The organism is Hymenobacter coalescens (genome assembly GCF_054783195.1).
Map to the genome: position 1 here is coordinate 117,998 of NZ_BAAGRA010000019.1, position 18,777 is coordinate 136,774.

At 66.1% G+C, this 18,777-nt stretch carries 16 protein-coding genes; 5 read left to right on the forward strand and 11 right to left on the reverse strand.

Going from position 1 to position 18,777, the window contains the following annotated elements; all coding sequences use genetic code 11:
* Positions 1–147 precede the first annotated feature (147 nt).
* The 3 genes from ACYVKQ_RS16950 (at position 148) to ACYVKQ_RS16960 (ending at position 5,340) form a co-directional block, all read left to right on the forward strand.
* A complete protein-coding gene (locus ACYVKQ_RS16950; protein ID WP_460676536.1) occupies positions 148–1,470 on the forward strand; it encodes an amidohydrolase in 1,323 nt (440 codons plus the stop codon).
* A gap of 387 nt (positions 1,471–1,857) precedes the next feature.
* The gene (locus ACYVKQ_RS16955; RefSeq protein WP_460676537.1) at positions 1,858–4,335 is read left to right on the forward strand and encodes a M4 family metallopeptidase; all 2,478 of its coding nucleotides are present in this window, start codon (positions 1,858–1,860) and stop codon (positions 4,333–4,335) included.
* Positions 4,336–4,458: 123 nt separating this feature from the next.
* Positions 4,459–5,340: an ATP-grasp domain-containing protein gene (locus tag ACYVKQ_RS16960; protein WP_460676538.1), complete on the forward strand. Its 882-nt coding sequence runs from the start codon at positions 4,459–4,461 to the stop codon at positions 5,338–5,340.
* Between the two features lie 237 nt (positions 5,341–5,577).
* On the opposite strand, the gene ACYVKQ_RS16965 is transcribed toward ACYVKQ_RS16960, so the two are convergent.
* From ACYVKQ_RS16965 to ACYVKQ_RS16975, 3 genes are all read right to left on the reverse strand, one after another.
* On the reverse strand, positions 5,578–6,363 hold the full coding sequence (locus tag ACYVKQ_RS16965) for an SDR family oxidoreductase (protein WP_460676539.1): 786 nt from the start codon (positions 6,361–6,363) through the stop codon (positions 5,578–5,580).
* 8 nt (positions 6,364–6,371) lie between these two features.
* Positions 6,372–7,073: a hypothetical protein gene (locus ACYVKQ_RS16970; protein WP_460676540.1), complete on the reverse strand. Its 702-nt coding sequence runs from the start codon at positions 7,071–7,073 to the stop codon at positions 6,372–6,374.
* Between the two features lie 64 nt (positions 7,074–7,137).
* Positions 7,138–7,872: a tetratricopeptide repeat protein gene (locus ACYVKQ_RS16975; RefSeq protein WP_460676541.1), complete on the reverse strand. Its 735-nt coding sequence runs from the start codon at positions 7,870–7,872 to the stop codon at positions 7,138–7,140.
* Between the two features lie 204 nt (positions 7,873–8,076).
* On the opposite strand from ACYVKQ_RS16975, the gene ACYVKQ_RS16980 reads away from it, so the two are divergent.
* Positions 8,077–9,012 carry an alpha/beta hydrolase gene (locus ACYVKQ_RS16980; protein WP_460676542.1) on the forward strand — a complete coding sequence of 312 codons (936 nt, stop codon included), beginning with the start codon at positions 8,077–8,079 and terminating at the stop codon, positions 9,010–9,012.
* A gap of 15 nt (positions 9,013–9,027) precedes the next feature.
* On the opposite strand, the gene ACYVKQ_RS16985 is transcribed toward ACYVKQ_RS16980, so the two are convergent.
* Together ACYVKQ_RS16985 and ACYVKQ_RS16990 are read right to left on the reverse strand one after the other, a co-directional pair.
* Positions 9,028–9,732 (reverse strand): phospholipase D-like domain-containing protein, encoded by a 705-nt coding sequence (locus ACYVKQ_RS16985; RefSeq protein ID WP_460676543.1) that lies wholly within the window; start codon positions 9,730–9,732, stop codon positions 9,028–9,030.
* Positions 9,729–10,973: a glycoside hydrolase family 1 protein gene (locus tag ACYVKQ_RS16990; RefSeq protein WP_460676544.1), complete on the reverse strand. Its 1,245-nt coding sequence runs from the start codon at positions 10,971–10,973 to the stop codon at positions 9,729–9,731. The genes ACYVKQ_RS16985 and ACYVKQ_RS16990 overlap by 4 nt, the downstream gene beginning before the upstream one ends.
* Before the next feature lie 565 nt (positions 10,974–11,538).
* Between ACYVKQ_RS16990 and ACYVKQ_RS16995 the strand changes: the two genes are divergently transcribed.
* Positions 11,539–12,957, forward strand: a complete 1,419-nt coding sequence (locus ACYVKQ_RS16995) for an APC family permease (protein ID WP_460676545.1) — start codon at positions 11,539–11,541, stop codon at positions 12,955–12,957.
* A gap of 366 nt (positions 12,958–13,323) precedes the next feature.
* Here ACYVKQ_RS16995 and ACYVKQ_RS17000 read toward each other — a convergent pair whose 3' ends face one another.
* The 6 genes from ACYVKQ_RS17000 to rocD form a co-directional block, all read right to left on the reverse strand.
* Positions 13,324–14,550, reverse strand: coding sequence for a transglutaminase domain-containing protein (locus ACYVKQ_RS17000; protein ID WP_460676546.1), 1,227 nt, complete (start codon positions 14,548–14,550; stop codon positions 13,324–13,326).
* A gap of 106 nt (positions 14,551–14,656) precedes the next feature.
* Positions 14,657–15,649 (reverse strand): porphobilinogen synthase, encoded by a 993-nt coding sequence (gene hemB, locus ACYVKQ_RS17005; RefSeq protein ID WP_460676547.1) that lies wholly within the window; start codon positions 15,647–15,649, stop codon positions 14,657–14,659.
* Positions 15,650–15,706: 57 nt separating this feature from the next.
* Positions 15,707–15,985: a hypothetical protein gene (locus tag ACYVKQ_RS17010; RefSeq protein ID WP_460676548.1), complete on the reverse strand. Its 279-nt coding sequence runs from the start codon at positions 15,983–15,985 to the stop codon at positions 15,707–15,709.
* Positions 15,986–16,239: 254 nt separating this feature from the next.
* Positions 16,240–16,476 (reverse strand): hypothetical protein, encoded by a 237-nt coding sequence (locus tag ACYVKQ_RS17015; protein ID WP_460676549.1) that lies wholly within the window; start codon positions 16,474–16,476, stop codon positions 16,240–16,242.
* A gap of 445 nt (positions 16,477–16,921) precedes the next feature.
* Positions 16,922–17,158 (reverse strand): hypothetical protein, encoded by a 237-nt coding sequence (locus tag ACYVKQ_RS17020; RefSeq protein ID WP_460676550.1) that lies wholly within the window; start codon positions 17,156–17,158, stop codon positions 16,922–16,924.
* Between the two features lie 246 nt (positions 17,159–17,404).
* Positions 17,405–18,667, reverse strand: coding sequence for an ornithine--oxo-acid transaminase (gene rocD, locus ACYVKQ_RS17025; protein ID WP_460676551.1), 1,263 nt, complete (start codon positions 18,665–18,667; stop codon positions 17,405–17,407).
* Between the last annotated feature and the right edge of the window lie 110 nt (positions 18,668–18,777).

Genomic DNA, 18,777 nt, shown 5'->3' on the forward strand with positions numbered 1-18,777 from the left:
GCGGCGGTTTGGCCTGTTTATGAAATTTTCAATGGCTATAACATTTCATCAATAGCATTCTGATCAGAGGAGTGGTTCAACCACTCAAGGATGCAATTATTATCCGCCGCGCTGTACCTTGGGGCGTATCCCGTTTAGCCGGTCCCCATGAAATTTCTGCGTTTTCCGGTTCTGCTAGCCTGTGGCCTGCTGGTGGCCGGCTCCCAGTCTGCCACGGCCCAAAAAACTACTGCCCTCGCATCCCGAATTGAAGCAGCGGCCGCCCGAATGCAGCCGCAGGTGGTTGCTTGGCGGCGCGACATTCACGAGCACCCGGAGCTGGGCAACCGCGAAACGCGGACCGCTGCCCTGGTGGCGGCCGAGCTGAAGCGCCTGGGCCTGGAAGTGCAGACCGGCGTGGGCAAAACCGGCGTGGTAGGCGTGCTGCGCGGCGGCAAGGCCGGCCCGGTGGTAGCGTTGCGCGCCGACATGGACGGCCTGCCCGTAACGGAGGAAGCCAAAGTGCCCTTCGCCTCCAAAGCACGGACCCAGTACAGCGGGCAGGAAGTGGGCGTAATGCACGCCTGCGGCCATGATACGCACGTGGCCATGCTGCTGGGCGCCGCCAACGTGCTCAGCCAGCTGAAGGCCGACCTGCCGGGCACCGTCAAGTTCGTGTTTCAACCGGCAGAAGAAGGCCCGCCCCCCGGCGAAGAAGGCGGCGCCAAGCTCATGATTCAGGAGGGCGTGCTCCAGAAGCCGAACGTGGAGGCTGTCTTTGGCCTGCACATCAATGCGCAGACGGAAGTGGGCCAGATCAAGTACCGGCCCGGCGGCATGATGGCCAGCGCCGACGTGTTTCAGATTCGCGTCCGGGGCAAATCGGCGCACGGCGCGTACCCCTGGCTGGCCGTGGACCCGGTGGTGACGGCGGCGCAGATTGTGGTGGCGCTGCAGAGCATCGTCAGCCGCGAGGTGCAGCTGACCGAGGATGCGGCCGTGGTAACGGTGGGCATGGTGCACGGCGGGGTGCGCAACAACATCATTCCCGAACAGGTGGAGCTGCAAGGCACCCTGCGCGCCCTGAACCCCCAGACGCGCACCCAACTGGCTCAAAGCGTACGGCGCGTCGCCACGAACATTGCCGAGGCCGCCGGCGCCGTGGCCGAGGTGGAAGTGCGCCCCGCCGCGCCGCTTACTTACAACGACCCGCGCCTGACCGAGCGCATGCTGCCCACGCTGCGCCGCGTGGCCGGCGCGGCCAACGTCACGCAGATGAAGGCCGTGACCGGCGCCGAAGACTTCGGCTGCTACCAGGAGAAAGTGCCCGGCCTGTTCCTGTACCTTGGCGGCATGCCCCGCGGAACCGATCCGGCCACCACGGCCCCGCACCACACGGCCGGCTTTTTCGTGGATGACAGCGGGCTGCAGCTGGGGGTGCGCACCCTGGCCCAACTGGCCTTCGACTACTTGAGCGGGGCGGGCCAGTAACGCATTTACTGCTTGTTGCACCGGTGCCGGGCCGGGCTTTGCCAAGCGCAGAGCCCGGCCCGGCACCAGCTTTTTACCTGGCTACTGGCCGCGCATACACGGTGTTGCTGGAGTAGCCAGCCGGAACTCCCTGGCAGATGAAGGAAGCAGTATCGGTGCGTCGCTTTAAATAGTGCAGTTCTAATGCTTGCGTTTGTTTTTGCGCGTCGCTACGCATGCTGTGTTGGTATGTTACGGATGTTGGGTATTTGATGAAAATAAAAATATTTTCGAAGTAAAAGCTTGAAGATATTGCAATAATTAAAAAATTATTAATTTAAGCCTCGCCAGATGCTGTTCTGGTATTTGTACAACTTCTTTTAGTCTCCCAAACCCTTTCCACTGTTCATGCTTAATAAATACTCTGCTTTGGGATTGGCGCTGCTCAGCAGCTTTGCCGCCCAAGCCCAGAACAATACGCGCCCGGCCGGACAGCGCGTCGACGGTGCCGACGGCCAACCCGAGTTCGTGCAGTTTCCGGCGGCCGCCCGCCCTGCCAACGCCCGCGCCGCGCTAGTCGCCGCCCTGCCGCTGACCCAAAACGACGAGCTGCGCCCCGCCCGCGCCGAAGCCGATGAGCTGGGAGTTACCCACGAAAAATTCCAGCAATTCTTCAAGGGCGTGAAAGTGGAGCACGCCTCCTACACTGCCCACAGCCGCAACGGCGCCGTGGAAAGCCTGAGCGGCGACTTCGAGCAGCTGCCGGCGGACCTGAGCGTGCGGCCGGCCCTGTCGGCCGACGCGGCCCTGAACGCGGCCCTGAGCTTCGTGCGGGCCCGCAAGTACATGTGGCAGACCGCGGGCGAAGCCCAGTTTGCTCAGGAAACCGAGGGTAAAAAGACCTTCCGTCCCACTGGTGAGCTGGTGCTGGTGCGCAACACCATGAGCATGGACGCAGCCAAAGCCGGGAAGCTCACGCTGGCCTGGAAGTTTGATGTGTACGCCGCCGAGCCGGTGAGCCGTGCCTACATCTACGTTGACGCTCAAAGCGGCGAAATCGTGAACCAGGACGCCATCATCAAGCACGCCGCCACCACGGCTTCCTTTGCCACCGCCTACTCCGGTACCCGCGCGCTGGCCAACGAAAGCTATACCACCACGGCCGGCACCACGGCTTACCGCCTGCGCGAATACACCCGCGGCCTCGGCATCGAGACGTACAACTCCCGCAAGGGCAGTAGCTACACCAACTCGGTGGACTTTACCGACGCCGACAACAGCTGGACGGAGTACAACAACACCAACTTCGACAACGTGGCCGGCGACGCGCACTTCGGCGCGCAGGCCACCTACGACTACTTCAAGGCCGTTTTCAACCGCAACTCCTACGATAACGGCGGCGCCAAAATCAAAAGCTACGTGCACTTCGACGACACGCCCGGCGACGGCGTGGGCTACGAAAATGCTTTCTGGAACGGCTCGGTTATGACCTACGGCGACGGGGCCAGCACCTTCAAGCCGCTGACGGCCCTGGACGTGTGCGGCCACGAAATCGGCCACGCCGTGTGCGAGCGGACCGCCAACCTGACTTACCAGAACGAGTCGGGGGCCATGAACGAGGGCTTCTCCGACATCTGGGGCGCCTGCGTAGAAGCCCGCGCCGTCAGCCAGCTGAGCCTGACCGGCAAGAGCACCTGGCTGATCGGCGAGGAAATCAAGAAGGCGGGCGGCGCCTTGCGCTCCATGAGCAACCCCAACGCCTACGGCCAGCCCGATACCTACCAGGGCACCTACTGGAAACCGACGACCAGCTCGCCCACCCAGGCCAACGACTACGGCGGGGTGCACACTAATTCGGGCGTGCTCAACTTCTGGTTTTACCTGCTCACGCAGGGCGGCTCGGGCACCAACGACAAGGGCAATGCCTACTCCGTGGCCGGCATTGGCATCGACGCGGCCGCCCGCATTGCTTACCGCACCGAAACCGTGTACCTGACGTCTTCATCGAACTACGCCGCGGCCCGCACCGGCTCCATCAACGCCGCCACCGACCTCTACGGGGCCGGCTCGGCCCAGGTAACGGCCGTGACCAATGCCTGGTACGCCGTGGGCGTGGGTGCCGCGGCCGGTGGCACCACCCCGCCCCCGACCACCGTTGCCTACTGCGCCTCCAACGGCACGAACCAGGGCTACGAGTGGATTGACTTGGTGCAGCTGGGCGCCATCAACCGCGCTTCCGGCAAGGACGCCGGCGGCTACTACAACGGCACCGCCACCAGCACCTCGGTAGCGGCTGGCTCGGCCCAGACCATCTACTTCTCGGCCGGCTTCGCCAGCACGGCTTACACGGAGTACTGGAAAGTGTACATCGACTACAACAAGAACGGCGTGTTCACCGACGCGGGTGAGCTGGTCGTGTCGGGCTCCTCGTCGAGTGCGGGCACGCTGAGCGCCTCCTTCACGGTGCCTGCCACCGCCAAGAGCGGCACCACGCGCCTGCGCGTCATCATGAGCGACGCTTCGGCCACCACGAGCTGCGGTGCGTTCAGCTACGGCGAAACGGAAGATTACACGCTGAATATCACCGGCGGTGCCGCCGTGGCTCCGACCACGCTGGCCGGCATCAGCGGCGCGACGCCCCTGGGCAATGAAGAAGCCCGTCAGGCCCACGCCTTCCCGAACCCCACCGCCGGCCTGCTGACGCTGGCCTTGCCCGATAACGCGGCCGTGCAGGCCGTGAAAGTGTACGACCAGCGCGGCGCCGAAGTGAAGGTGCGCGTGCTCGACCGCGGCCAGCTCGACGTGAGCACGCTGCGCGCCGGCATCTACCAGGTAAGCATTTCGGACGGGCAGAAAGCCTTCCGCACCCGCTTCGTGAAGGAATAGCCGACCCGCGACATTCCGCTTGCGGAATAAAAAGCCCGCCGTGTGGAACACGGCGGGCTTTTTTGCGGGTTCGGAGGCGCGGCCGTGCGTCCTGCGCCGCCCGCTCATCGTCTGTTCGCTCCTATGCACATTGCCCTTGTTACCTGCGACGCGCTGGCCCAGTACGCGGCCACCGGCGTCGCCAGCGAAGATCAGCTGCTCACCGACTACCTGCAGGCCCGCGGCGTGCGCGTCACGCCCGTCGTCTGGACCGACCCCGCCGCGCGCTGGCAGGACTACGACGCGGCCGTGCTCAAGTCGCCCTGGGACTACTTCGACCGCCCGACGGAGTTTCACCGGTGGCTCGACGAGCTGGACGCCCGCGGCGTGCGCCTGCTCAACCCTACCCACATCGTGCGCCACAACGCCGACAAGGCTTACCTGCGCGATATGGAATTGGCCGGCGTGCCCATCGTGCCCACGCGCTGGCTGGCCCGCGGCAGCCAGGTGCGCCCGGCCGAACTGCTGGCCGAGCTGGCCACCGACCGCCTGGTGCTGAAGCCCACCGTCAGCGGCGGCGCCAAGGACACCTTCGCGCTGACCGCGCCGCAGGCCGAAGCCGCCACCGCGCAGCTGCAAGCGTTGGTGGATGAATACGACTTCCTGGCCCAGCCCTTTCTGCCGCAGATTCAAACGACCGGCGAATGGTCGTTGGTGTTTTTCGGCGGGCAGCTGAGCCATTGCGTCCGCAAAACGCCCAAGGCCGGTGACTTCCGCGTGCAGCATTTCCTGGGCGGCAGCATTCACGCCGAAACGCCCGCGCCGGCCATTCAGCGCACGGCCGCCGACATCGTGGAGCGCTTCGCGCCCGGCTGCCTGTATGCTCGCGTCGACGGGGTGGAAACCGAGGAAGGCGGCTTCTGGCTGATGGAGCTGGAACTGATCGAGCCGTTCCTGTACCTGGAAACCGGCGGCCCCGCCGCCTACGCCCGCTACGCCGACGCCCTGCTGCGCCTGTTGCGGTAAAGAGGCGCGTCATGCCGGGCCGAGCGCGGCAGTTTTCCCGTTCGTGGCACCCACGGTACCCGCCCGACGGCCCCCAAATAGCGACGCCCGAACCCAGCGCGTGTGGTTTCGGGCGTCGCCGTTTGGACTAAGTTGTAACGACGGTGCCGCTGACGCAAGGCTAACGTCTTCGGTGGCTTGCCTACGTCGCCCTCCGATTCGGCGGCGCCGCGCCGTGACTGCAGCGGCTACTGTTGTTTAGAAGCCGTGGCCGACGAAACCGCCATCAACGGCCAGGGTTTGGCCCGTGATGTAGCTGGCGGCGGGCAGGCAAAGGAAGGCCACGGCCGCGGCCACCTCCTGCGGCTCGCCGATGCGGCGCAAGGGCGTGCGACTGAGCACTTCCTGGCGGTAGCTTTCGTTGCCCAGCACACCGGCGGCCAGCGGCGTCTGGATGTACCAAGGCGCCACGCAGTTGACGCGGATGCCGTCGGCGGCCCACTCGGCTGCCAGGTAGCGGGTGAGCTGCACCAGCGCGGCCTTGGTCATGCCGTATACGGCGCCGGTGCGCACGTGCGTGAGGCCCGCTACCGACGAAATATTGACCACCGTGCCCGCGCCGCTGGCCTTGAGCAGCGGGTGCGCGAGCTGGCACAGTCCAAAGGCGGAGTCGAGGTTGGTTTGCAGCACGTGCTGGTATTCCTCCGGCGAGTACTCGGTGGTCGGCTTGCGGATGTTGGTGCCCACGTTGTTCACCAGCCCGTCGAGGCGGCCCCAGCGGGCCTGCACCTCCTGCAGCAGCGCCTGCCGGCCCGCTGGCTGGCTGACATCGGCGGGCAGCGCGTGGGCGTCGAGGCCCTGCTGCTGCCAGGCCGCTACGGCTGCCTGCAGCGGCTCGGGGCGGCGGGCCACGGCCACCACGGTAGCGCCGAAGCCCAGCAGCTCGGCCGCTACGGCCGCACCAATGCCGGCCGAGGCGCCGGTTACCACGAACACACGGCCTTGCAGCGACCAGCGGGTGGCCGCATCAGCGGGAAAAGGCATGGGGCAGCTTATTTAAGTTGATATTCCACCTTCAGCTCCGCCAAGCCGTAGCCGTCGTTGCGCTCGGGGTTGGCCCGCCGGCTCACGTCGTCGAGGTGGTCGGTGCTGGTAAACACGTAGGTGCCCTGCGCCGTCAGCCACAGGCGCTTAACAAGGTTGAACGTGAGGCCCCCACCCACCGGGGCAATGATGGCCGTGCCCGGGTAATCGGGCCGCTCCGGGGCCAGGAACCCGGCGGGCTCGTTCGGGACTTTGTCGCCGTTGTACGCCTTCGGGTTGTAAATGGCGTAGCCGACGCCGGCCTGCACAAAGGGCTTCACGCGGGCGTATTGGTAGCGCGTGCTGGCGTACCAGGCCGGGTCATTCAGCGGCTCGAAACGCAGAAAGCCCGCGAGCGAGAGGTTGCGGCCGCGGAAGGCGAGGCCGCGCTCGGTGAGCTTATCAGTACCGGCCAGCTGAAACCACGTCACATCGGCCCCCACGGACCAGTGCGGGCGCCAGGTGTAGATCAGGCCGGCATTGAAGGTGGGGCCGGGCCGCAGCCCGCCCAGGTCGCCGCGGTAGATGGCCACGCCGCCGCCAGCTGCCGCGCGTAGCGGGCCGCGGTAAAAAGCGCGTCCCTGGGCGTCGTAGTGGCGGCGGGCCGACTGCGCGGCACCGGCCAGCGGCGCCAGCAGCGCCGCGCCGAGAAGAAGTGAGGCTATGCGCACGAGGAAGAGCAATGGTGAGAGTGCCGATACGCCCGCCGCCGGGCGGGCGTTGCCGGCCGCAAGCTTACTTGAACATGCCCTGGGGGTCGGGCAGCTTCTCCTTGAGCTGGGTAATAAGCTCAAAATCAATGCCGCTGAAGTCGATGGCGCGGGCTTTGTGCAGGGCTTCCCAGGCGGCGGGGTAATCCTCCCGGTAATACTGCACCCACGCCATCTGCTGCCACAGATACGCGCTGTTGGCCTCCACGCCTTGGGCGCGGCGCAGATGTTCCTCGGCGGTTTTCAGGTCCTTGGGCTTCTTCGCCTGGCCGTAGCGCAGCAGGTAGCTGGCGCCCAGGTCGCCGAGCAGCTGCGCGTCGTTGGGCGCCAGGGCCAGCGCTTGGTTGAAGAGGCCGATGGCCTGGTCGGGGGTGGCGCTGGCGGCCAGCAGGCCCAGGCCGCGGTAGGCCGCGGGGTTTTTCGGGTCGAGCACCCAGGCCAGGTTAAAGCGGTACAGGGCCGTGTCGGCCTTGCCTTCGGAAAGGTATTCGTAGCCTTTGCTGGCAAAGAAGCGGCTGGCTTCGGTGCGAGATGGAAAGCTTTGGTCGGCGCTCTGCAAGAAGCCGGCCCCTACCAGCTGCTGAGCCGCTTCGGGCGTGAGGCCACCGAACAGCGGTAGCTGCCGCCGAGCCGCCGCGGACACGTCGGCCGCGGCGCTGCCGCCCTTGGTTTTCGTTTTGACTTTTTGGGCCACGGCCGGGCTGCCCAGCAGCAGAGCCGTCGTCGTGAGGAGGGGAAGAAGCAGGGAAATTCGTTTCATCAGCACTAGCCGGGGCCGCAGCGGGCCGCCCCGGAATCCTAAAGGTAAGGCGCCGCCACGCAACGCCGTTGCGGCTTCAAACGCCGCCCCGCCCGCAAAATTGCCCCGGCCGGCCAGGAGCCCGGGCGAGGATGCGGCATCCGGCCCGGAGCCGGCTGCGTAAGTGCCCGCACCCCGCCCCCGGGGACTTGTTTGCCCGTTGTTATGACCTTATTCCGCTGGTTGGCTTTGCCGGCCTTACTGGGCCTGCCGCTGCTGCTGGCTGCCGCCAACGAATACGCGGCTGCCCTCGCCAGCTACCGTACAACCGACGTGGCTTACGTTCCGGCCGCTGATTCGGCGTACGACGCGCAGCGCCACTGCCTCGACGTGTACGCCCCCGCGGGCCCGGCCGCGTCCCGCCCCGTGGTGGTGTTCATTCACGGCGGCAGCTGGGACAGCGGCAACAAGGACTTTTACTTGTTTGTGGGCCGGCGGCTGGCCCGGCAAGGTGTGGTGGCAGTGGTACTGAACTACCGCCTGGCACCCCGGGTGCGGGTGCCCCAGATGGCCGACGACTGCGTGCGGGCGGTGCTGTGGGTGCAGGCGCACATCGGGGAGTACGGCGGGGACGCGCGGCGCATTTTCCTGCTGGGCCATTCCGCGGGCGGCGGACTGGCCGCTTTGCTGGCCACCGATAACGAGCTGTTCGCCCGGCGCGGCCAGCCGCGCAACCCGGTGCGCGGCGTTATCCTGGACGACGCCGCCGGCCTTGATATGTACGATTACCTGCAGCGCATGGAGTTTTCCGACGACCGGCAGTACCTCGTGCCCTTCGGGCCGGAGCCGGCCGGCTGGCGGCAGGTGTCGGCGCTGTACCACGTGCGGGCCGGGGTACCGCCCTTCCTCGTGTTTGTGGGCGGCAAGACGTATCCGTCCATCACGCGCAGCAACGAGCAGTTCCGGCAGCGCCTGGCCGCTGTCGGGGCCGCGCCGGCCTACCACGTGCTGCCCGGCAAGAAACACGCGGCCATGGTGCTGCAGCTCTACTGGACCGACAACGTTATCTACCAGCACCTGCTACCCTTCGTGGGGGCCGAGCCCACGACGGCACGGCGGCAGCCGGTAGCGGAGCAAGGAACGCCGGGGTCCAATCAGTAACCCTAACTTGGAGCGCTAGCCTTCGAACACGGCCATCTGCTCCCAGAGCCGCTCGAACTCCCGGTCGTAGGGCTGCACCACGACAGGGTCGTCGGTGATGAGCAGGTTTTCGAGGTTGTAGAGCGCCGCCGAGCGCGTCCAGTTGTAGCTGCCCGTGAGCACGGCGTGGTGGTCGGCCACGGCAAACTTGTGGTGCATGTGGTCGGCGGTATGGTCGACGCGCACGGGTACGCCGGCCCGGTGCAACTCCCGCACGTCGGAGCCGCGGTCCAGCAGCTTATCGTTGTCGGTGAGCAGGCGTACCCGCACGCCGCGGCGGTGCGCGGCCAGCAGGGCCTCGGTCAGCCGGTCGTCGGCCACGGTAAACACGCACACGTCCAGGTGGTGCGCGGCCTGCCCGATAAAGCGGCGAATGGCATTCACGCAGGCCTCGCCGGGGCTGAAAAACACCTGCGGGCTAGCCGCTTCGGCGCCTGGCAGCAGGGCCGTGGCCCCGGCCAGCCAGTTGATGATGGCCTTGTCGAGCGGAGTGCCCACAAATTCCTTGGCCAGCTCAAACACCTGCCGGCGCAGCTGCGTCACGTCGCCGCCCTGCTCGCCGAACGTGGCGGCCTCGCGGCGCAGTAGGCGCGCTTCATCGGCCGAAAGGGTGGCGTCGTGCAGGGCCAGGCGGAAGCGGGAAAGCAGCAGATCGTTGGCAGCGGTCAGGGCAGGGCTCATGCCGGCAAGATAAGCGGCGCCGCTTTGGTACGGGCAGGCTTGGGCGGTTGCGGGGCCGGCACGGCAGCCGCCACGCGCTGCTGGGCCTCCAGCAGGGCCTCGGCGTAGGGCTGGTAGAGCACGCGGCTGGGCGGGCCCTCGGGCTGCGGCTCGGCGTCCCACAGCCCGGCGCGGTGCCAGGGACGGTCCAGAAAGTCCCAGTCGGGACGGTCCACGATGGGGTAGAGGCACACGCCCAGCAGCGGCACGCCCGCCTGCAGGGCCGCCGCGCATTCGGTGGCTATGGCGTGCATCCAGTTGGGCCGGTGCTCGGCCGGGTGGCTGGTTTCGGTGATGACCACCGGCCGCTGGTAGCGACGGTACGCCTCCAGCAGCAGGCTGCGCAAGGGGCGCCAGCGCGGGTCGTTGGTTTCATTGGCCCAGCCCAGGCGCAGGCCGGTAGCGCTGTCCCACTGGTTGTCGTAGTAATAGTTGAAGCCGAGCAGGTCCAGGTACTCGGGCCGGCCGCCCAGCTCCGGGCACATGCGGCCGCTGAGCATGTCCACGGCCTGGTACTGGTGCTGGTGCCGCTCCCGGGCCTCGCGGAGCTGCCGGGCCGTGGCCCCCAGCGGCGGCACGATGTTCACGAGCGGCTCGGTGGTCAGGATGCGGATGCCGGGGTCGGCTTCGCGCAGGGCGGCCACCCCTTCGATGTAGGCGCGCATTAGCCCGTACTTCACCTCCCAGCCCTGGCCCACGCAATAGGGCACGGTACCGCGGGCTTCGCCGCCCAGCCAGCTCATGAAGCTCACCTCGTTGATGGGCGTCACGATCAGCTCCTCCTCGGGGCGCACGGAGCGGTAAAAATCGACGAAGGCGCGGCACAGCGAGGCAAAACGGCGCGCAAACTGCGGGTGCAGCGGCGTCAGGTCGTCGGGGTAGCCGAAGTGGCACAGGTCCCAGAGCTGCTGCACGCCGTGCCGCGCGCCGGCCGCCAGCAGCTCGGCCACGGTGCTCCAGTCGTACTGGTAGGGCGTGCGCTCCACCTGGCTCCAGCGGATGCCCTCGCGCACCGTGCCGATGCCGAAGGGCTGCAGGCGCTGGTAGTCCTCGTCGAGGAGCTGGTAGTGGCCGGTCAGGTGCAGGAAATCAACCCGGTGGCCAAAGCAATTCTGCTGATCGGTGCATTCATAGCCGCCCATCCAGAACGAGCGGAACGGTGAAGGGCGGCGCGCCGCGGCACGCTCGTCGAAGTAGGTCATGAACGGTAACTGGAAGTGGAGGCCGCGCCGGCGGTGTGGCCGAACGGCAGGAAAGCGGCAGATCGGGGGAATGCGGATAGGAACGGAGAGCGGGGCTGGCGGCGCTACGCCGCGGCGACAAGCGTGCCTGGGGCACTGGGTTTGGTTTCGGTGAACAGACGCTTAGCCCGATGCAGCCGGTAGCTGGTCGAGGGCCGCCGCGATTTTCGGAGCTGATAAGTTATGGCGGAAATCAATGTCGCCGGCCAGCGCCGCGCCTCGGGGCTGCTGGTACACGAAGATGGCCGCGCCCACCAACCCCAATCCAATACGCCCCGGGGTCGGGCCGACAAACGGCCGGTGAGGGCGGCGGCCACGAACCTGGGAGGGCAAGGGCCTGGCTGGCCTCGCGGAGGACAATTGGGGATTTGGCGTCGTAGCCCATAAGCTATTGTTCAGCAGAGGTGCACAGCTACGCAGGCCGGGTCGCTGGGGTTAAGCGCGGCGCGGCAGAGGCACGCCAACTGAACATTTCGCTTTTCTGCGACTTTTACGCCTCGCAAGTTCGCCCACTCCGCCTCCGCCTATGCAGCCTACCTCTACTCCGCCGACCGCTTCGGCTCCCCTGCGCCGCGAACTGGGCCTGCTTTCGGCCACGGCCCTGAACATGATTGACATGGTCGGCATCGGGCCGTTCGTGACGCTGCCGCTAGTCATGGGCTTCATGGGCCCTTACTTCCTGTTGGCCTGGGCCGTGGGCGCCGCGCTGGCGCTGGTCGACGGGCTGATCTGGAGCGAGCTGGGCGCCGCTTACCCCGAGGCCGGCGGCTCGTACCGCTTCCTGAAGCTGGCCTACGGCGAGCAGAAGTGGGGCCGGCTGTTGTCCTTTCTGTACGTGTGGCAGACGCTGGTGCAGGCCCCGCTGGTGGTGGCTTCGGGCGCCATCGGTTTCGCGCAGTATTTCGGCTACCTCGTACCCCTGGAGCAATGGTGGCAACCTAAGCTGGTCTCGGGCGTGGTGGTGCTGCTGCTCATCGCGCTGCTCTACCGCCGCATCGACGACATCGGCCGGCTGGGCGTGCTGCTGTGGGTGGGCGTGCTTGGGCTCATGGGCTGGCTGATTGTGGGCGGACTCACCCACGCCGCGCACCCGGTGGCCTGGCTGCCGGCCGGCGGCACGGCTGCCCTGCCCGGAGTGCTGTTTTCGGCTGCCATGGGGCAGGCCACCGTCAAGACCATCTACAGCTACCTGGGCTACTACAACGTGTGCCACCTGGGCGGCGAAATCCGGGAGCCCCAGCGCGTGATTCCGCGCAGCATCTTCCTGAGCATCCTCGGCATCATGGCCCTGTACCTGCTGCTGAACTGGAGTGTGGGCTCGGTCATTCCCTGGCAGGAGGCCAGCCAGTCGAAGTTCATCGTGAGCACCTTTGTGGAGCGCCTGTACGGGGCTACGGCCGCCAAAGCCGCCACGGCCCTGGTGCTCTGGGTGGCGTTTGCCTCGCTGTTTGCGGTGCTGCTGGGCTACTCGCGCATCCCGTATGCCGCCGCCGCCGACGGGGAGTTTCTGCCCCTGTTTGCCCGCACGCACCCCACCAAGCAGTTTCCGCACGTCTCGCTTTTGCTGCTCGGCGGCTTGGGCTTCGTGTTCAGCCTGCTGTTTAAGCTCGGCGAGGTCATCAGCGCCATCCTGGCCATGCGCATCCTGGTGCAGTTTGTGGGGCAGGCCGTGGGCCTGATGCTGCTGCGCCGCCGGCGGGGTACCCAAGGGCTGCCCTTCCGCATGCCGCTGTACCCGCTGCCGGTGCTGGTGGCCGTGGTGGTGTGGCTGTGGGTATTCAGCAGCATCCGGGACGGCATTCCGCTGGGCCAGGTAGCGGGTACGCCGCTGTTTCTGCCGTTTCAGGTGGCTGCGCTGCTGATGATGGGCCTCGGCACCGGCATCTTTCTGCTCTGGAGCCGCCGCCAGGGCCGTTGGCCTTTCGCTCCGCGGCGCACGGAATAAATCCAGAACGCCGAAAGCCCCTTGGCCGGCATTTGAAAGCAGCAGACGTCGCTATTGCCTCTGCCACTGAGGAAGACTGACCGGTGCTAACTGTACTTTGCCAAGTTATTTTATATAATTTATTTTGTAAAATCTATGGTTTAAGCTATGTTTACTCCGTTAGGGCCACCGCCACAAGTTTCTGTTTGCTGTGGCTGGTTGGCGGTCCGGCTTCCTGCATTTCCCGATTGATCAAGGCGCACCAGCAACTGCGCATTTCACCAGGCCCCGCTGGCCACCAGTCCCACACCACTCACCGAAAAGCCGGCCGTTGGGGCAAGGCTTTCCTGGAAAGCCCGCTTCAGCGTTGAGGCGGGTTTTTTGCCATCAGGGCGTGGCCGCGCCGGGTTCGTCTAGCTGACCGCCAAACAGGAGAGGGCGCAGCAGTTTGCCGGCTCGCAGGTAGCGCGCCATGAATATCTCGCAGCTGCGCAGCCGGGTCTCCGCCTGGCGCGCTAGCTCCTGCTGCTGCTGGTACGTGGCGTGAAGGCCCGGGTCCTGGAAGTGAATACTGGCCTGCAAAGCCCGCGAACGAGTAAAATCCTCGACGATAGGGGGCAGCATCTGCCGCATCTCCTCGTCGGATTTTCGGGGCTGGAACTGCTGGTTGTAATACTCCACAAAGGCGTTGAGCTTCACCACGCCCCGGTTAAACACGTCCACGGCCTCGTTGAAGAGGGCGCGTTGTTGGTTGTCCTGGTGAATGAAGTAGTTGGCCTCGCGCACCCGGTTGTTGGCCAGAAAATGGAAGATCAGGCCGTTTTTCACCCCGTTCTGCTCCACCCGGCGGTTGGTGGCGCGCAGGCGCTGCAGCGGGTCCTGCTGCTCGTACACGGCCACTGAATCCAGGTAGTGAAAGGGCCGCGCGGGCGGGGGCGGTACGGTGCCCAACTGAAACTGCATGGGCGTGCGGGGCGCTTTCAGCAGCTGCCACAGCGGGTCGAAGGGCATGTGCGACTCGATGGCCACGGCGGGCTTCATGCGGTAATAGTCATTGCGCAGGCTGACGTAGGGCTTGCCGTTGACGGTGCGCTTTTCCAGCGCCCAGGTCGGCTCCATCAGGTACCACTGCCCGTCGATGCGGGTGGCGCACCAAGCGTGGCCCACCGGGTCGCGCAGGCTGGCGTAGCCCGGCACCACGTAGGATTTCAGGCCGGCCAGGTTGGCCACCGCGTTGAACAGCTCGGCGTAGTGGCGGCACACGCCCCGGCGCTTGTCCAGCGTTTCCTGCACCACCACGGCCGGCGCCCGCTCAAACTCCAGCAGGTACTGGTTGTCGTGGTCGTAGCGGATCTGCCGGGCCACCCACACAAAGGCCGCGCGGGCCCGGTCGTCCTCGGAGGCAAAGGATGCCGTGATGTAGCGCGCCAGGCCCGCGGCCGTGCGCGTGGAGGAGTCGGGCACCAGCGCCATCTTGCGGTCCACGGCGGCGTACGGAGCGGCCGCCGCGGCCGGTTTTTTGGGCGTCTGCGCCAGCGCCGCCGGGCTCCACCCCATCAGCAGTACCATGCCGGCCGTAGCCGCCATTTGGCCCCCCAAGCGCATCATTTTCATACCAATCAACCGAATACCGTAAGCCGCAAAACAAATGTAGGCAGACGCCGCGGTAAGACCCTCGGCATCTGCCTACATGACGAAGCGCTTTACGGCTGACCGCCGGTTAGCCGCGGCGCAGTACCTGGGCGGCCTCCTTGGCGAAGTAGGACAGGATGGCGTCGGCGCCGGCGCGCTTGATGCTCATCAGCACCTCCAGCATGGTCCGCTCCCCGTCGACCCAGCCGTTCTGGGCCGCCGCCTTCACCATGGCGTACTCGCCCGACACGTTGTAGGCCGTCACGGGCAGCTGGGTGTTGTCGCGCACCTCGCGGATGACGTCGAGGTAGCTCAAGGCGGGCTTGATCATCACCATGTCGGCACCTTCCTGCTCGTCCAGGGCCAGCTCGCGCAGGGCCTCGCGGCGGTTGGCCGGGTTCATCTGGTAGCTCTTTTTATCGCCCTTCTTGGGGGCCGAGCCCAGCGCGTCGCGGAAGGGACCGTAGAAGGCCGACGCGTACTTGGCCGTGTAGCTCATGATGCTCACGTGGCTGAACGCGTTGCGGTCGAGCACGTCGCGGATCCAGGCCACGCGGCCGTCCATCATGTCCGAGGGGCCGATGATGTCGGCGCCGGCGCGGGCCTGGGCCAGGGCCATCTGCCCGAGCACCTCCAGGGTGGCGTCGTTCAGGATTTCGCCCGAGTCCGGGTCCACGATGCCGTCGTGGCCGTCGGAGGAGTAGGGGTCCATGGCCACGTCGGTCATCAGCACGATGTCCGGGAAGGTCTTTTTGATCTGGGCGATGGTGCGGGTATAAAGCCCGTCGGGGTTGTGGCTTTCCTGGGCGAGGCGGTCCTTGAGCCGGTCGTCGATGCTGGGGAACGGGGCAAACGCCTTGATGCCGAGCTCAACGCACTGGCCGATTTCGTCAATAAGCCGATCGGCGGTGAAGCGGTGAATGCCGGGCATGGACGTGACCTCGATGGTCTTGTTCTCGCCCTCGATCAGGAACACGGGGTAGATGAAGTCATGGACCGACAGGGTGGTTTCCTGCACCATGTTGCGGATGACTTCGGACTTGCGGTTCCGCCGGGGGCGGTGCGTGGGGATTAGTGCCATGAGAACGTATTAATCAACCGGGCAAAACAGCCGGGGCAAAGATAAAGTTGCCGGGCGCTACGGCATGTTGCCGTTGAGGAAGCTGCCCGTCAGGCCCAGCAGAATGGCCCCGACTATCAGCACCACCGCCACCAAGGCCCCGAGCCAGCCGCCCACCAAAATTCCCAGCCCCAGCCCGCCCAGGCCGAGCACCCAGGCCAGTAGCTGGTACCAGCTGCCCTGGCTGAGCTGAGGCGTCCGTAGCGGCCGGCGGGTGCGCTGCGCCGCTGATTTGAAAAGTGGGCGGGCGGCTTGGGCGGCCAGCGGCGGGGAAGCATGAGGAAGCCGACGGGGCAAGCCGGAGGCCGCCGCCCCAGGTCGTGCGGCACCTTTGCGCGGGGCGCTTACGGCAGCCGGGCGTGCGGCTGCCACCACGGCTGGCCCGGCTGCTGGGGGCGGCGGCACTGCTTCCGGCGGTGAGGCCTGGTAAGATGCGGTGGGTCGAAAAGTAAATGCCGGCCGGCTGCCCTGGCAGCTACCGAACAGCAGCAACAGCGCCGGAACAAACCGGCGGCGGAATCGGAAGGGCATAACACGCGGGGCACAATACCTCACATGTTAAAGAACTCCTGGAAGATTTCCAGCCAAGCGTGCTTGCCGCCGATGCCCAGTACCAAGAAATAGTCGCCGAGCAGCATGATGGCGGCGCCCACACCCAGGCCTAGCCAGCCGCCCAGCCACAGGCCCACCGCCACGCTGCCCACGACCAGCAGCGCCCCCAGGATGATGTGCAGGGTATTAGGTCGGGGCTCGTCCTCTGCCGGCCGGCGGGCCTGGTGCCGGCTCACTTGCCGCTGCGGTCGGAGGAGCGGTGTGCGGTGGCGCGCCCGTGGCCGGGCAGCAGCGGGCGTGCCCGTCGTCGGTGGTCGCCGAAAAGCGGCCGCAACCGAAGGAGCCGTTGCGGGGGCCGGGGTAACCAGCGTAGCCGCTTCCGCCGGCAGGTGAGCCAGCGTCGCTGCGGCTGGTGCGGGCTCAGCAGTGGCCGGTCCGGGCCGGAAGATAAATGTGGTTTGGGTGCTGGCGCAGCTAGCCAACAAGCCGCTCAGCAAGCCCGCGCAAAGGACAGACGACAGAAGGTGCGGAGTAAAAAAACGCATCAGCAAGTAGCATAGCCTGCGCCCACATAAGCCGCAGTGGACCTAGGTACGCACGGCCCGCAAAGCAGTTCGCCGCGCCGGGCCCTAACCAAGGCCCAGCGCGGCGCACCCAACACTCATTCCCGGTTCTACGCGACTAACGCTCCACGCTGTTCCGCTCGGCTTGCAGCGCCCGCGCCTCGCTTGCCGACACCACCACTCGCGTCGGCTCGGGCCCCTGCGAGCTGTGCATCAGCACCACCGCCTTCGTCGAGTCGGTAGCCTCCGCGGTGGAAAGCTCCCAGCTGGGCGAAGTAAGCGCCGACTTGGTGGTTTGGCAACTGGTCAGCGACAGCGCGGAAAAAGTCAACAGCAGGGCGCAACGGACTAGCATAAGGGCGGTTGATAGGTGGAAGCAGTGCAAAACTAGCCGGCACTGCAGCCGCCAAACCGCCAACCTCGCTGAATCCGTTCCACAGCTGTGTGAAAATCCGCACGGGCTTGTCGAACAGGTATTTAAACAGCCTGAAGCTAGCTGCCGCCCCGCTGCAAGCGCTGACTCAACGGGGCGGCGCGCGGAGGCAATAAAAAAGGCCCCGTTTACCGCGGTAAACGGGGCCTTGGCCTAAATCGGCGGTGCCTAGAATTCCAGAATCACCTTCTCAATCACGTCGCAGGCTTCGTGCAGCTGCTCCTCGGTGATGACCAGCGGCGGGGCGAAGCGGATGATGTCGCCGTGGGTGGGCTTGGCCAGCACGCCGCGCTCCATCAAGGTCACGCACACGTCCCAGGCGGTGCGGCCGTCGGGGCGGGGCTTAATGACCACGGCGTTGAGCAGGCCCTTGCCGCGCACCAGCTCCACCACTTCGGGGCGCTTGGATTGCACGCGGCGCATCCGCTCGCGGAATACCTCGCCCAGGGCCCGGGCGTTTTCGGTGAGCTTTTCCTCCAGCAGCACGTCGAGGGCGGCTACCATCACGCAACAAGCCAACGGGTTGCCGCCGAAGGTGCTGCCGTGCTGCCCGGGCTTGATGCCCAGCATGATTTCGTTGCGCGCCAGCACCGCCGACACAGGCAGCACCCCGCCGCTCAGGGCTTTGCCCAGCACCAGAATGTCGGCGTGTAGGCCCTCGTAGCAGGAGGCCAGCAGCTCGCCGGTGCGGCCCAGCCCGGTCTGGATTTCGTCGGCAATGAGCAGTACGTTGTGCTTCTTGCAGATCTGGTGGGCGTAGGCTAGGTAGCCATCGGAGGGCACCACCACACCGGCTTCACCCTGAATGGGCTCCACCAGGAAAGCGCACACGTGCGGGTCCTGCACGGCGGCTTCCAGGGCCCCGAGGTCGTCGTAGGGCACCACCTGGTAGCCGGGCACGAAGGGGCCGAAGCCGCCCGTGGAGTCCGGGTCGGTGCTGAAGGAGATAATGCCGGTGGTGCGGCCGTGGAAGTTGTGCTCGGCCACCACGATGCGGGCTAGGTTCGGCGCAATGCCCTTCTGCTCGTAGCCCCACTTGCGGGCCAGCTTCAGGGCCGTTTCCACGGCTTCAGCGCCCGAATTCATCAGCAGGGCCTTATCGTAGTTGAACAGCTCGCAGAGGTATTTTTCGGCCCGGCCGAGCTGGTCGTTGAAGAAGGCGCGCGAGGTCAGCGTGAGCTTCTGGGCCTGGTCGGTCAAGGCCTTGATGATGCGCGGGTGGCAGTGGCCCTGGTTCACGGCTGAGTAAGCCGAGAGAAAATCGTAGTAGTGCTTGCCTTCCACGTCCCAGAGGTGCACGCCCTCGCCGCGGCTGAGCACCACCGGCAGCGGGTGGTAGTTGTGGGCGCCGTACTGGTCTTCCAGCTGCATCAGATCGTGGCTGCTGAGCTGAATGGGGGCGGCGGTGGCGGGGGGCGTGCTGACGGACATGGCAGGAAATGTTGGGTAGGGAAATCGGGTCGGAGTGCCCAAAAGTACGGAAAACGGGTAGGGAAGGTGCTCGGTAGTAACTGGCTGAACAATAACAAAATACTGCGGGT

Excerpts from the sequence above, each read along its gene's own strand:
- ACYVKQ_RS16950 (WP_460676536.1), top strand. The coding sequence starts at position 148 with ATGAAATTTCTGCGTTTTCCGGTTCTGCTAGCCTGTGGCCTGCTGGTG.
- ACYVKQ_RS16955 (WP_460676537.1), top strand. The coding sequence starts at position 1,858 with ATGCTTAATAAATACTCTGCTTTGGGATTGGCGCTGCTCAGCAGCTTT.
- ACYVKQ_RS16960 (WP_460676538.1), top strand. The coding sequence starts at position 4,459 with ATGCACATTGCCCTTGTTACCTGCGACGCGCTGGCCCAGTACGCGGCC.
- ACYVKQ_RS16965 (WP_460676539.1), bottom strand. The coding sequence starts at position 6,363 with ATGCCTTTTCCCGCTGATGCGGCCACCCGCTGGTCGCTGCAAGGCCGT.
- ACYVKQ_RS16975 (WP_460676541.1), bottom strand. The coding sequence starts at position 7,872 with ATGAAACGAATTTCCCTGCTTCTTCCCCTCCTCACGACGACGGCTCTG.
- ACYVKQ_RS16980 (WP_460676542.1), top strand. The coding sequence starts at position 8,077 with ATGACCTTATTCCGCTGGTTGGCTTTGCCGGCCTTACTGGGCCTGCCG.
- ACYVKQ_RS16985 (WP_460676543.1), bottom strand. The coding sequence starts at position 9,732 with ATGAGCCCTGCCCTGACCGCTGCCAACGATCTGCTGCTTTCCCGCTTC.
- ACYVKQ_RS16990 (WP_460676544.1), bottom strand. The coding sequence starts at position 10,973 with ATGACCTACTTCGACGAGCGTGCCGCGGCGCGCCGCCCTTCACCGTTC.
- ACYVKQ_RS16995 (WP_460676545.1), top strand. The coding sequence starts at position 11,539 with ATGCAGCCTACCTCTACTCCGCCGACCGCTTCGGCTCCCCTGCGCCGC.
- ACYVKQ_RS17000 (WP_460676546.1), bottom strand. The coding sequence starts at position 14,550 with ATGAAAATGATGCGCTTGGGGGGCCAAATGGCGGCTACGGCCGGCATG.
- hemB (WP_460676547.1), bottom strand. The coding sequence starts at position 15,649 with ATGGCACTAATCCCCACGCACCGCCCCCGGCGGAACCGCAAGTCCGAA.
- ACYVKQ_RS17020 (WP_460676550.1), bottom strand. The coding sequence starts at position 17,158 with ATGCTAGTCCGTTGCGCCCTGCTGTTGACTTTTTCCGCGCTGTCGCTG.
- rocD (WP_460676551.1), bottom strand. The coding sequence starts at position 18,667 with ATGTCCGTCAGCACGCCCCCCGCCACCGCCGCCCCCATTCAGCTCAGC.